General features: G+C 33.0%; 12 protein-coding genes and 1 riboswitch. Of the genes, 11 read left to right on the top strand and 1 reads right to left on the bottom strand.

Annotated elements, in window-relative coordinates:
- Positions 1 to 154 precede the first annotated feature (154 nt).
- The 11 genes from EV144_RS08150 to EV144_RS08100 all read left to right on the top strand — a co-directional run bounded on the left by EV144_RS08150 (position 155) and on the right by EV144_RS08100 (position 11,190).
- Entirely contained in the window at positions 155 to 340 is a 186-nt protein-coding gene (locus tag EV144_RS08150) for a hypothetical protein (RefSeq protein WP_134147857.1), read from the top strand.
- 81 nt (positions 341 to 421) lie between these two features.
- Positions 422 to 1,726, top strand: a complete 1,305-nt coding sequence (locus tag EV144_RS08145; RefSeq protein WP_134147855.1) for an O-acetylhomoserine aminocarboxypropyltransferase/cysteine synthase family protein — start codon at positions 422 to 424, stop codon at positions 1,724 to 1,726.
- Between the two features lie 186 nt (positions 1,727 to 1,912).
- Positions 1,913 to 3,001, top strand: coding sequence for an aspartate kinase (locus tag EV144_RS08140; protein ID WP_134147853.1), 1,089 nt, complete (start codon positions 1,913 to 1,915; stop codon positions 2,999 to 3,001).
- A 625-nt stretch (positions 3,002 to 3,626) separates the two neighbouring features.
- Positions 3,627 to 3,827: a hypothetical protein gene (locus EV144_RS08135; protein WP_134147852.1), complete on the top strand. Its 201-nt coding sequence runs from the start codon at positions 3,627 to 3,629 to the stop codon at positions 3,825 to 3,827.
- Positions 3,828 to 4,017: 190 nt separating this feature from the next.
- Positions 4,018 to 4,126: riboswitch (SAM riboswitch) on the top strand.
- Between the two features lie 77 nt (positions 4,127 to 4,203).
- A complete protein-coding gene (locus EV144_RS08130) occupies positions 4,204 to 5,187 on the top strand; it encodes an alpha/beta fold hydrolase (protein ID WP_134147850.1) in 984 nt (327 codons plus the stop codon).
- Position 5,188: 1 nt separating this feature from the next.
- The gene (thrA, locus tag EV144_RS08125) at positions 5,189 to 7,603 is read left to right on the top strand and encodes a bifunctional aspartate kinase/homoserine dehydrogenase I (protein ID WP_134147848.1); all 2,415 of its coding nucleotides are present in this window, start codon (positions 5,189 to 5,191) and stop codon (positions 7,601 to 7,603) included.
- Between the two features lie 144 nt (positions 7,604 to 7,747).
- Positions 7,748 to 8,176 carry an OsmC family protein gene (locus EV144_RS08120; protein ID WP_134147846.1) on the top strand — a complete coding sequence of 143 codons (429 nt, stop codon included), beginning with the start codon at positions 7,748 to 7,750 and terminating at the stop codon, positions 8,174 to 8,176.
- Between the two features lie 173 nt (positions 8,177 to 8,349).
- The gene (locus EV144_RS08115) at positions 8,350 to 9,522 is read left to right on the top strand and encodes a trans-sulfuration enzyme family protein (protein WP_134147844.1); all 1,173 of its coding nucleotides are present in this window, start codon (positions 8,350 to 8,352) and stop codon (positions 9,520 to 9,522) included.
- 99 nt (positions 9,523 to 9,621) lie between these two features.
- Positions 9,622 to 10,035, top strand: coding sequence for a hypothetical protein (locus EV144_RS08110; RefSeq protein WP_134147842.1), 414 nt, complete (start codon positions 9,622 to 9,624; stop codon positions 10,033 to 10,035).
- Between the two features lie 28 nt (positions 10,036 to 10,063).
- Complete coding sequence (locus EV144_RS08105) at positions 10,064 to 10,561, top strand: RDD family protein (RefSeq protein WP_134147840.1); 498 nt, start codon at positions 10,064 to 10,066, stop codon at positions 10,559 to 10,561.
- 218 nt (positions 10,562 to 10,779) lie between these two features.
- The gene (locus EV144_RS08100) at positions 10,780 to 11,190 is read left to right on the top strand and encodes an RrF2 family transcriptional regulator (protein WP_089354631.1); all 411 of its coding nucleotides are present in this window, start codon (positions 10,780 to 10,782) and stop codon (positions 11,188 to 11,190) included.
- Between the two features lie 96 nt (positions 11,191 to 11,286).
- Here EV144_RS08100 and EV144_RS08095 read toward each other — a convergent pair whose 3' ends face one another.
- A complete protein-coding gene (locus EV144_RS08095; protein WP_134147838.1) occupies positions 11,287 to 12,069 on the bottom strand; it encodes a sulfite exporter TauE/SafE family protein in 783 nt (260 codons plus the stop codon).
- Positions 12,070 to 12,109: the final 40 nt, after the last annotated feature.

Raw genomic sequence — 12,109 nt, 5'->3', positions numbered from 1 at the left:
CAAAATGATGATGTGTTGTATGATGCGCAAATGCGCCCCACTCTGTTGTTGCCAAAAGTAAAAGATAAAATCTTTGTTATAGTTAAACTATAAGCCCTTTTGGTAAGCCAGCCAAAAGGGTTTTTTATTTCCAACACTTTAAAAATTATAAATCATGAAAACATTAGATATAAACACAATTGCATTTCAGTACTTATTGAGAACAGATTCTCAAAAAAATAATAAATCAGAAGAACCAACAAGAGAAGCCATAGAATTTCGGCAGGAAGAATATTTCAAAGGTCAAAAATCATTATTGGCTCAGTTATATGATCTGGAAGAAGAAGATCTTTTCAATTAAACAGATTCAAAATTCAATATCAAAATTCAATATCAAAATTCAATAACAATATACTATTAACAATATAAAAAATATAAAATCATGAGCACACAAAAATTTTCAACAAACGCATTACACGCAGGACACGATGTTACTAAAAACGCAGGAACCAGAGCGGTGCCAATTTATCAGACATCATCTTATGTATTTAACAATTCAGATCACGCTGCCAATTTATTTGGTCTTGCCGAAGCTGGATTTATTTACACCAGATTAAATAACCCAACAAACGATGTTTTAGAACAACGGTTAGCTGCGCTCGAAGGCGGAATCGGAGCTGTTGTTACGGCATCTGGAGCATCGGCAATTTCTACCACATTATTAACTTTGCTAAAAGCTGGTGATCATATTGTAGCATCAAACAGTTTATACGGAGGAACTTATAACTTATTAAAAGTGACTTTGCCAAGATTAGGAATTACAACAACGTTTGTAGATCCGTCTGATGCTAAAAACTTCACAAAAGCATCAAAAGAAAACACAAGAGCATTTTTTGTAGAATCATTAGGGAATCCAAAATTAGATGTATTGGATTTAAAAGCTATTTCAGCGGAAGCCAAAGCCTTCAAAGTGCCATTTATAGTAGATAATACAGTTGCGACTCCTTATTTATTAAACCCAATTAAATACGGAGCCGATATTGTAATTCATTCACTAACAAAATATATTTCTGGAAACGGAACTTCATTAGGAGGTGTAATTATCGATGCCGGAAACTTCGATTGGTCCAACGGAAATTTTCCTGAATTTACAGAACCTTCTGCCGGATATCACGGTTTGGTTTATCATGAAGCATTAGGAAACGCTGCGTTTATTGCAAAAGCAAGAATCGAAGGTTTACGTGATTTCGGTTCCGCTTTGAGTCCGTTTAATGCGTTTCAGATCATTCAGGGATTAGAAACATTACCAATAAGAATTAAAAAGCACAGCGAAAATGCTTTGGCTTTGGCCGAATGGTTAGAAAAACAAGAAGAAGTAGTTTGGGTAAATTATCCGGGTTTAAAATCAAATAAATATTTTGATTTAGCCAAAGAATATCTTCCGGAAGGACAAAGCGGCGTAATCACTTTTGGATTAAAAGGTGGTTTTGATGCTGCCAAAAAAGTGGTTGACGAAACGAAACTCTTCTCGCTTTTGGCCAATATTGGCGACACAAAATCATTAATTATTCACCCGGCAAGTACGACGCATCAGCAATTAACAGACAGCGAACAAATAGAAACCGGAGTTTCTAAAGATCTGGTTCGTCTTTCTGTGGGAATTGAAGATATCGAAGATTTGATTGCAGATTTGCAAACGGTTTTTACAAGCGTAACTGAATCTCAGTACAGTATCAATAAAAATTAGGTTTTTTTGTTTTTTGTTTGAAAAATTGCCTTTAGCATTTGTGATCATGCTAGAGGTGATTTTTTATGAAAAAGAACTATAAAACAGTAAATAATTTACACCATATAAGTAATATAAGTTCAGTTAAGCAAATTCTGTTCTTTAATGAACTTATATCACTTATATGGTTTATAAAATTTTAAAATTATGTCGAAGCTTAAAATAAATATTATCCTTTTTGGAATTGGAAATATCGGAAGTACTTTGATCAATCAGATTGTAGAAAGTCAAGACTTTTTTCTGGAAAGCAAGAACATCGATTTTCATTTTCCGATTATTACCAATTCTACAGTTGCTTTTTTCGAGAAAGAAGGCGTTGGATATGCCTGGGAAACAAATTTTGTGCAATTGGCAGTACCTTTTAAAGTAGAAGATATTATTGAATTTGCCAAAGCAAACGAATTTGAAAACCTGATAGCAGTCGATGCCACGGCAAGTGACGAATTGATTGGTCATTATAATACCTTGATCCAAAACGGATTTAATATTGTAGCCGTCAACAAAAAAGCCAATACACTGCCAATCGAACTTTATAAAGAACTAAGAGAAAATCTTAAAAAATACGACAAAGAGTTTTTGTATGAAACCTCTGTTGATACTGGAATTCCGGTTTTGCAGACTTTAAGAGATTTGTATTATTCGGGCGAAAAAATTACAAAAATCAGAGGCGTTTTCTCAGACAATCTCAGTTATGTTTTCAATCGGTTTGCTGCAGAAGAAAGTTCTTTTTCTTCCGTTCTCAAAGATGCCAGTTTATTAGGATTGATGCGATCTACATTTAAAGAAGATTTATCTGGAAACGATACCGCAAAAAAACTGCTGATTCTAACCAGAGAAATTGGAAAAGATTTTGAGCTTTCAGACATAAAAATCAATTCACTTATAAAAGACGAACATTTAGAAAAAAACGGAATCCTAAATAAAGAAGCAATAGACCGATATTTTAAAATAACCAAAATAACGCAGGCCGAAGATCATGTTTTAAGGTATGTTGGAGAATTTGATATTCAGAAAAATACGCTGGAAGTTAAATTGGTTTCTGAACCTTTAACTTCTGCAATCGGACAATTAAAAGGTTCCGATACGATTTTTGAAATTTATACACAATCTTACGCCAATGTTCCTATTGTTATTAAAAGCGCTTCGGCATGTAAACAGGCAATTTCAAGAGGAATTATAACTGATATTTTGAAAGTAGCCGAAAAAATTAAAAATAAAGAAGCGGTCTGGCTTTAAATCCTTCATAAAAAGGAAAGAAATGTTCTTTGATAATCTGATTTGTGGAGATATATAAGCAAAGTAAAGTTTGAAAAATGTAAGTTTTAACCTATTTCTGTTAAGATTTATTTTTTGTAAGATGTTTTTTAACGTTAAAAGGTTGTTTTTTAACGTTTTTTGTAATTAAATTCTTCATTATTATTTGTGTAATAGAAAAAATAATTCGATATTTGTTAAACCCAAAAGCTACTAATCAAATGAATTTAAATGTCTACAAAATGTTTTGTGCCATTTCGGTTAAAACCGTTGGGATAGGTATTGCTTAAATGTTGAAAAACATAATATAATATAGCAAAGCCTCCCAAGATTTTTTTGAGAGGCTTTTTAAATTTACAGAAAATGCAAGAATTAAAAATATATAAATCACAGATGAATAAGTCCCTACAGATGAACAAGATGTTTAACGTCGCACGTATTTGTGTACGCGTCTGTTGATACTAAAAGTATATAGAGTTGTAAAAAACTTAAACCCTTTTGGTATTGTGATCCAAAAGGGTTTTTTTATTCCTTTTGGTTGAGGTAACAAAAACATAAACAAATAATAATCATTATAAAACGAGAACTAACTTAAACTTAAAATATCATGAGCACATTAAACTACTTAGCAGAAAAAATTTCTAATTTGAAAAACAGAAGAACAAAAAGAAACAACCCGCCGCCACCAGCAAATGAATTGGCACATCCAAGATTTGGCATAACCGAAACAGATACAGCGGAGAAAAAAGTACCAAATTCTTTATTGTTTTTGATGTATTCAAAAGAGAATGAAACACTTTTTATCTAAAATCGAAAGTGTCGTACAAATAGGGTAAATCCCGCTTAATTTTACTGATCTTTACGTTCGGTAATTTTTTGCGTACAAGAGTTTCTGTTTTGTAAGATGTTTAAAGAAATAAAGAATCAGTTTCGATAAAATTTGTTTGTTTAAGAAAATAGTAGTTAATTTGCACCTTTAAGTTCAAAAACGTATTGAAATGTTATAAAGAAAGGACGAGGGATTAGACCCGATGAATCCTTAGCAACCCTTCGTTAATTCGAAGAAGGTGCTGCATTCTACCACGCCCAAACGTGGAAAGATAACAACAAGAAATTCTCTAGCTCAACTCTAGGCTTTCTTTTTAATATTTCCAGATACAAATCAAAAATAAAAGATTTGAAAATTGGAAAATAGAACCAATCCCATCATAATAAAAGATTTCATCACAGAAAGTGGTGCATCATATTCTACATTACCATTAAGTTTTACACTTTCTGGTCTGCCATTACATACAGCGCCAATTGTATTAGTAAATCATGCCTTAACAGGAAATGCTGAGGTTACAGGCGAAAAAGGCTGGTGGAATGATTTAATTGGCGAAGGAAAAACAATAGACACCAACATATATACCGTTTTAGCATTTAATGTTCCCGGAAACGGAAACGATTCTTTTGTTATTGAAAATTATCTTGATTTTACAACAAGAGATATTGCTAAAATCTTTCTAAAAGGAATTGAAACCTTTAAAATCGAACAGCTTTTTGCTATAATTGGAGGCTCTGTCGGCGGCGGAATTGCCTGGGAAATGCTCGCACTTGAACCCAACATCACAGAACACTTAATTCCGATTGCGACCGATTGGAAATCGACCGACTGGATGATTGCCAATTGCTATTTGCAAGAACAGATTCTAAACAATTCTTCAAGACCAATAGAAGATGCCAGAATTCACGCAATGCTGTGTTACAGATCTCCAGAATCATTCAAAGAAAAATTTCAACGTACAACCCACGAGAAACTTTCTGTATTTAATATCGAAAGCTGGCTGGCACATCACGGAGAAAAATTGCAAAAAAGATACCAGCTGTCTTCTTATAAACTAATGAATCAATTGCTTAAGACAATAGACATTACAAGAAACAGCGAAGACTTTAAAACTTTATTATCTAAAACCAAAGCTTCAATACATATTATCGGAATTAATTCTGATTTGTTTTTTACGGCCAGAGAAAACAAAGAAACGTATGAAGAATTGAAGCGATTTAAAGACAATGTTTTTTATAGCGAAATAGATTCCGTACACGGACATGACGCTTTTTTAATCGAGTACAAACAATTAGATCATTTACTTGCCGACGTTTTTAAGGCAGAAACAATAAAGAAATAAAATGAAAGTATTAAAATTTGGAGGTAAATCATTATCAAACGGAGAAGGACTTAACAAGGTTGTCTCTATTATTACAGATAAAGTAAATCAGGGTGAACAAATTGCTGTTGTAGTTTCTGCGCGCGGAAACGCTACAGACGAACTTGAATTTATTTTAAGCATTGCTGCAAAAAACGGCAGTTACAAAGAATTATTAGAGAATTTTAAAAAATACCAGATTTCAGATTATCCACAAGTTGATTTATCAGAAGAATTTAATGTTTTAGATAAACTTTTTGAAGGCGTAAGTCTTATTGGCGATTACAGCAACAAAATTAAAGATCAGATTTTATCTAAAGGAGAATTGCTTTCGGCTAGATTGCTGACTGCAATTTTGATCGAAAAAGGAATTCCGGCCAATTTTGTTGACACAAGATCTTTGCTGAAAACAGATTCTAAATTTGGTGATGCACAACCATTAGAACAGCTTTCTAAGAAAAACGTAGTCAATTATTTTAAAGAACATAACGGAAAAACCGTAAACATTGTAACAGGTTTTATTGGTTCAAACAACAACAACGACACCACAACTTTAGGAAGAAACGGAAGTAATTATACAGCATCTTTAATAGCAAATTATTTGAATGCAGAAGAACTTCAAAACTTTACACACGTTGACGGAATCTACACAGCAAATCCGGATTTAGTTGCCGATGCTAAAAAAATTGAATTTTTATCTTTTAACGAAGCAAACGAGCTTGCCAATTTTGGAGCAACAATTCTTCATGCAAAAACGATAATTCCGTTATTAGAGAAAAATATTCCGTTACGAATTTTAAATACATTCAACCACGAAAACCGCGGAACTTTAATTACTTCAGATTCTTCAAAAGAAGGAATTAAAACACTTTCTGTTTTAGAAAACGTTTCTCTTGTAAATCTAGAAGGTCGCGGATTGCTAGGAAAAGCCGGTGTTGATGCTCGTATTTTTAAAGTAATGGGAGATAATAATATTTCGGTAAGTATTATTTCTCAGGGATCTTCAGAAAGAGGAATCGGCTTGGTTGTAGCAACAGAAAAAGCAACAACAGCAATGGTTGAGTTAGAAAAAGAATTCGAAAATGACTTTTATTCTAAAGATGTAAACCAAATCACGGTAACAGATAATGTTTCGGTAATTTCGATTATTGGTCAGGATTTGAGTACGTTCCATAAACCATATACCGCTTTAATCAAAAATAAAATAGTTCCGATATTATTCAATAATACCGTTACGGGTAAAAACGTGAGTTTGGTGGTGAAAAAATCAGAACTAAACAGAGCATTAAGTGTAATTCACGGAGAGATTTTTGGAGTTTCTAAAAAAATCAATATTGCGATTTTCGGCCACGGATTAGTAGGTGGAACTTTAATCAATCAAATTTTAGAATCTTCTGCTGCAATCGAAAAACGTAAAGGAATTAAACTGAATGTTTTTGCTATCGCGAATTCTAAAAAAGTGCTTTTAAATAAATATGGCGTAACTTCAGACTGGAAAAATGAAATTCAAAAAGAAGGGCAGGCTTATACCATTAATGATGTTATCGCCTACGCGAATGAGCACCATTTAGAAAACTTAATTGCGATTGATAATACGGCAAGTGCTTCTTTTGTAGAAAACTATATTTCGTTAATCGAAAGCAGTTTCGATTTGATTTCTTCGAATAAAGTAGCCAATACATTAAGCTATGGTTTCTACAAAGAAATCAGAAAATCATTAGCAGAAAACCAAAAGAATTATTTGTACGAAACCAATGTTGGTGCAGGGTTGCCATTAATTGATACGATCAAATTATTACACCTTTCGGGTGAAAATATCACGAAAATAAAAGGAGTTTTCTCTGGAACATTAAGTTATTTATTCAATAATTTCTCTGCAAAAGATGCTCTATTCAGCGAGATTTTGCAAGAAGCAATTGACAACGGATATACGGAGCCAGACCCGCGTGAAGATTTATGTGGCAATGATGTGGGAAGAAAATTATTGATTTTGGCAAGAGAATTAGATTTGCAAAATGAATTTGAAGAAATTTCAATTCAGAATCTAATTCCGGAACATTTACGCGACGGAAACGTTTCTGATTTCTTGACGAAATTAAAAGAATTCGATCCGATTTACGAAAAAGTAAAAGCAGATCAAAAACCAAATCACGTTTTAAGATATATCGGAGAATTGTCTGGAGATCTTCAAAATGACAAAGGAGTTTTAGAAGTAAAATTAGTTTCTGTTCCTTCAGACACCGCTTTGGGCGGATTAAAGGGGTCAGATTCTTTCTTCGAAATTTATACAGAATCTTATGGAGACCGTCCAATTGTAATTCAGGGAGCCGGTGCAGGTTCTGCGGTTACAGCGAGAGGAGTTTTTGGAGATATTTTGAGATTGTCGGATAAGGAGTAATTTTAGATTTTAGATTGAGTTTGTCATTGCGAGGAACGAAGCAATCACATTTGCAAAATTAAGCTTTGTGTGATTGTTAGTGTGATTGCTTCGTTCCTCGCAATGACAGGAAAAAAACAACAAAACAAAAAAAATAACAACACAATGAAAGTAACCTTAAACAGAGTAAACGACGCTTTTCATTTTAAAGTAAAAAATGAACGCGGACATATAGTTGACGTTGACAGCAGAGCAGAATTTGGCGGAAGCGATTTAGGTGCAAGTCCAATGGAATTAGTATTAATGGGAGTTGCGGGATGTAGCGCTATCGATATGATTTCAATTCTAAAGAAACAACGTCAGGAAATCACTTCTTTTAATGCTGAGGTTGAAGGAACACGTGTACAAATTGAAGAAGCAAAACCATTCAAAGAAATTGATGTGGTTTTCTATTTAGAAGGCGAAATCAATCCGGAAAAAGCAAAAAAAGCGGCACAACTTTCTTTCGAGAAATACTGTTCAGTAGCCAAAACGGTTGAACCAACAGCAACAATAAAATACAAAGTTGTTTTAAACAACGAAGAATTAAGTTAATTAGATAATTAGTCAATTTGAGAATTAGATAATTCTTTTTTGACTTACTGAAAATTCACATTTAATCCTTTGTAAAACTTTGTGTTTTACTTCGCGAATCTCTGTGAAATTTCAAAAGAAATCGAATTTGTGCTAATTAGTGCAATTCGTGTTTAAAACAAAAAAACAACACAATGAATATAGAAGATTTGGGTTTTGAGACCCTTGCAATACGCACACATTTAGAAAAATCACAATTTCAGGAACATTCAACACCTTTGTATTTATCATCAAGTTTTGTATTTGAAGATGCAGAAGACATGAGAGCTTCTTTTACGGAAGAAAAAGTCCGTAATATTTATTCTCGTTTCAGCAATCCAAATACAACAGAATTTGTAGATAAAGTTTGTGCGATGGAAGGTGCAGAAGCAGGTTATGCCTTTGCAACTGGAATGGCAGCAATATATTCTACGTTTGCAGCATTATTAGAATCAGGAGATCATATTGTTTCTGCAGGAAGCGTTTTTGGATCAACTCACGCGTTGTTCATGACGTATTTTCCAAAATGGAAAATTGAAACTTCTTATTTCGATATCAACAAACCGGAAACAATTGAAAGTTTTATTAAACCAAATACTAAAATTCTATATGCTGAAACGCCAACAAATCCTGGTGTAGATGTAGTTGATTTGGAGCTTCTTGGTCAAATTGCAAAAAAACACAATCTGATTTTAATTATCGACAACTGTTTTGCAACGCCATACATTCAACAGCCAATAAAATATGGTGCACATATCGTAGTTCATTCTGCTACAAAATTAATGGACGGACAAGGACGCGTTTTAGGAGGAGTTGCCGTTGGTGATGCCGAATTAATTCGTAAAATATACTTATTTTCAAGAAATACAGGACCGGCAATGTCGCCATTTAACGCATGGGTATTGTCAAAAAGTTTAGAAACTTTGGCTGTTCGTGTAGACAGACATTGTGAAAATGCTTTAAAAGTGGCGGAGTTTTTAGAAAGCCATCCGAATGTAAACAGTGTGAAATATCCATTCCTGAAATCACATCCAAAATATGAAATTGCCAAAAAGCAAATGCTTTTAGGCGGTAATATTATTGCGATCGAAATTAAAGGCGGTCTTGAAGCAGGAAGAAAATTTTTGGACAAAATTAAATTATGTTCTCTTTCTGCAAATATCGGAGATGTAAAAACGATTGTAACGCACCCAGCTTCAACAACTCACAGCAAATTATCTGAAGAAGATCAATTAGCTGTTGGAATCACGCAAGGTTTGGTTCGTGTTTCTGTTGGTTTAGAAACCGTAGCAGACGTAATTGCAGATTTAAAGCAAGCGCTGGATTAAAATTAATTTATCATAAATGTTAAAAGAGGTAATTTTTGTTTAAATTACCTCTTTTTTATTGTAATTAAAATTGAACCAAATCGCCCTAAATTGCTCAAGATGAAAAAATTTAATAATGTAATTGAAAGATATACAGAATACGGAATAAGTGAAGTAAATATTGAATACGCCATTCAAGAAGTTCTCGACGGCACAAAAAGAGAATATATCGTTCAAAGTCTAACTGCAGATTATAGAGGAATGACTTTTGGACAAGCCACAGCGCTGCTAAATGATCTATATTTAGCAGGTGGAGGAGAGTTTAAAAGACAAAATAGAAAAGGATATTTTTGGGCTTTTTTCTTCCTCTTGGTTAGTTTTATCTGTTCTTATTTTACATATCATGTTTGGACAGAATCAGGAATAATATCTTTAAAAATTATAGCAGGTGCAGTTTTGTGCTTTATAGCAGGAATTGGATCTTTAATTGCAGTTCTTTTTGGTTTTTACCGAGAAGAACATGAACCGTTTTAATTATGAAATGCATTCAAACAAATGAAATATGAACAATGCCAATTATATTATTGAAAAGAAATTATTAACTTCTGATCGTGATCGATTTTTTAATTGTGTTATTGATTTTGTATTTATTCTTATTTTGATATTTGTTGTTTCATTTCTTATAGTTATTACAGGAAATATTTTTCAAATAAATATTTATAATATATGGTCGGATATCTTGGTAAGCTTAGGAATCTGGGGAACCTATTTTTCTTTTGCAGTATTTTATTATTTGTTTTTTGAAAGTTTTTTCAGTAGAACAATTGGAAAATTTATTACAGGCAGTATTGTAGTAAATGAAAATGGATTAAAGCCGAGTTTTGGTATTATTTGTATAAGAACTCTTTGTCGTTTAATTCCTTTTGATGCACTATCTTTTTTAGGAAAATCAGAGAGAATATGGCATGATTCTCTTTCTAAAACGTATGTGGTCGAAAAGAAAGATTTAGAAAAAGATATGGAAATTTTCAACGCTATAAATTTGATAGGACAGGAATGATGAAATAGTGATTAATTCTATATTAATCTAAAGGCGATTTTTGACGTTATTTTATACTGTTGAAAATCGTTTTTTCGTTTTAATAATACTCGTTTTTTAAATAAGATAGATTAAGTAGAGTATAAGTCATGTAAAAAGCATACTTTTGTTTTCTAATAAATTAGATTGTTGACAAGAGAAATCTAAAATCAACAATCTGAAATCTAAAATCATCCTACGTGCTTTCAAAGAAAACAAAATACGGAATAAAAGCTTTAACCTATCTGGCAAGACGCGAAAATAACGAACCCGTACAAATTGCTGAAATTGCAAAAAGTGAACATATTTCGATTAAATTTTTAGAAAGCATTTTATTGCTGCTAAGAAACTCTGGTTTTCTTGGAGCCAAAAAAGGAAAAGGCGGCGGTTATTATCTGATAAAAGATCCAAAAGATATCAGCATGGCCAAAGTTTATCGTATTCTTGAAGGTCCGATTGCGCTATTACCTTGTGCAAGTCACAATTTCTACGAAAAATGCGACGACTGCGATGATGAAACGACTTGCGCAGCACGCCGTTTAATGACGGAAGTAAGAGATAATACACTTAAAATATTAGAAAGTAATTCCTTAGCAGATATAGCATTCTAGATAAATTAAACCATATAAGTTATATAAGTTCATTTTAGACTTTGTGTTTAAAAGTTTAATTAAATGAACTTATATAACTTATATGGTAAAAACTATTTAAAAAATCAGTTTATATCCAGCAATAAAAAGCATCACTGCAATTGCATTTCTAAGAAACTGATCAGGAACTTTTCCGCTTAACATACTTCCCATATAAATTCCTGGAAGTGATCCCATTAGTAATTGGCCTAATAATCCTAAATCTAAATTTCCCATAGAAGCGTGACCGATTCCTGCAACTAACGTTAACGGTACGGCATGCGCAATTTCAGTTCCTACCAATTTAGGAGTTGGTAATAATGGATAAAGGAAGAATAAAGTAACAGTTCCCAAAGCTCCCGCTCCAATTGATGTTAAAGTTACCGTTGCGCCAAGTAAAACACCAATTGCAATAGTCAGCATATTTTGAGTAGTGCTTTCGCTGTGAAATTTATCTCCGGCGTGTTTCTGGGAAAATTTTAATATTTTTTGTTTAAAGATAATGGCAACTGAGGTAAATAATAATGCCCAGCCCAAACTGTGTTTGATAACGCGATTTACGGTTTCAATATCTGTTTTAATACTGTGTAAGATCCATAAAGTGACCAAAGCCGCAGGAACACTTCCTAAAGTAAGCCAGCCTGTAATTTTCCAATTGATATTACCTTTTTTATTGTGGACAAATATACCGCCGGCTTTAGTAAAAGCGGCATAAAGTAAATCGGTTCCAACGGCAGTTGTAGGAGGGATATTAAAGTACAATAAAATCGGCGTCATTAAAGAACCGCCTCCAACTCCGGTTAATCCAACAATAAAACCAACTACTAAACCTGCAATGACAAGACCGATCTGAAAATCCATAAATAAAAAAATTTTGCGGTAAAAGTAAATACAATTTTAT

The sequence above is a fragment of the Flavobacterium sp. 270 genome (assembly GCF_004368785.1).
In the GTDB taxonomy this organism is placed as follows: domain Bacteria; phylum Bacteroidota; class Bacteroidia; order Flavobacteriales; family Flavobacteriaceae; genus Flavobacterium.
The sequence above is the reverse complement of the archived record's forward strand: the minus strand, read 5'-3'. Positions and strand labels throughout refer to the sequence as shown.

What these genes read in the sequence shown, in the direction of transcription:
- EV144_RS08135 (WP_134147852.1), top strand. Translation starts at nt 3,627, where the DNA reads ATGAGCACATTAAACTACTTAGCAGAAAAAATTTCTAATTTGAAAAAC.
- thrA (WP_134147848.1), top strand. Translation starts at nt 5,189, where the DNA reads ATGAAAGTATTAAAATTTGGAGGTAAATCATTATCAAACGGAGAAGGA.
- EV144_RS08110 (WP_134147842.1), top strand. Translation starts at nt 9,622, where the DNA reads ATGAAAAAATTTAATAATGTAATTGAAAGATATACAGAATACGGAATA.
- EV144_RS08120 (WP_134147846.1), top strand. Translation starts at nt 7,748, where the DNA reads ATGAAAGTAACCTTAAACAGAGTAAACGACGCTTTTCATTTTAAAGTA.
- EV144_RS08150 (WP_134147857.1), top strand. Translation starts at nt 155, where the DNA reads ATGAAAACATTAGATATAAACACAATTGCATTTCAGTACTTATTGAGA.
- EV144_RS08105 (WP_134147840.1), top strand. Translation starts at nt 10,064, where the DNA reads ATGAACAATGCCAATTATATTATTGAAAAGAAATTATTAACTTCTGAT.
- EV144_RS08145 (WP_134147855.1), top strand. Translation starts at nt 422, where the DNA reads ATGAGCACACAAAAATTTTCAACAAACGCATTACACGCAGGACACGAT.
- EV144_RS08115 (WP_134147844.1), top strand. Translation starts at nt 8,350, where the DNA reads ATGAATATAGAAGATTTGGGTTTTGAGACCCTTGCAATACGCACACAT.
- EV144_RS08140 (WP_134147853.1), top strand. Translation starts at nt 1,913, where the DNA reads ATGTCGAAGCTTAAAATAAATATTATCCTTTTTGGAATTGGAAATATC.
- EV144_RS08095 (WP_134147838.1), bottom strand. Translation starts at nt 12,069, where the DNA reads ATGGATTTTCAGATCGGTCTTGTCATTGCAGGTTTAGTAGTTGGTTTT.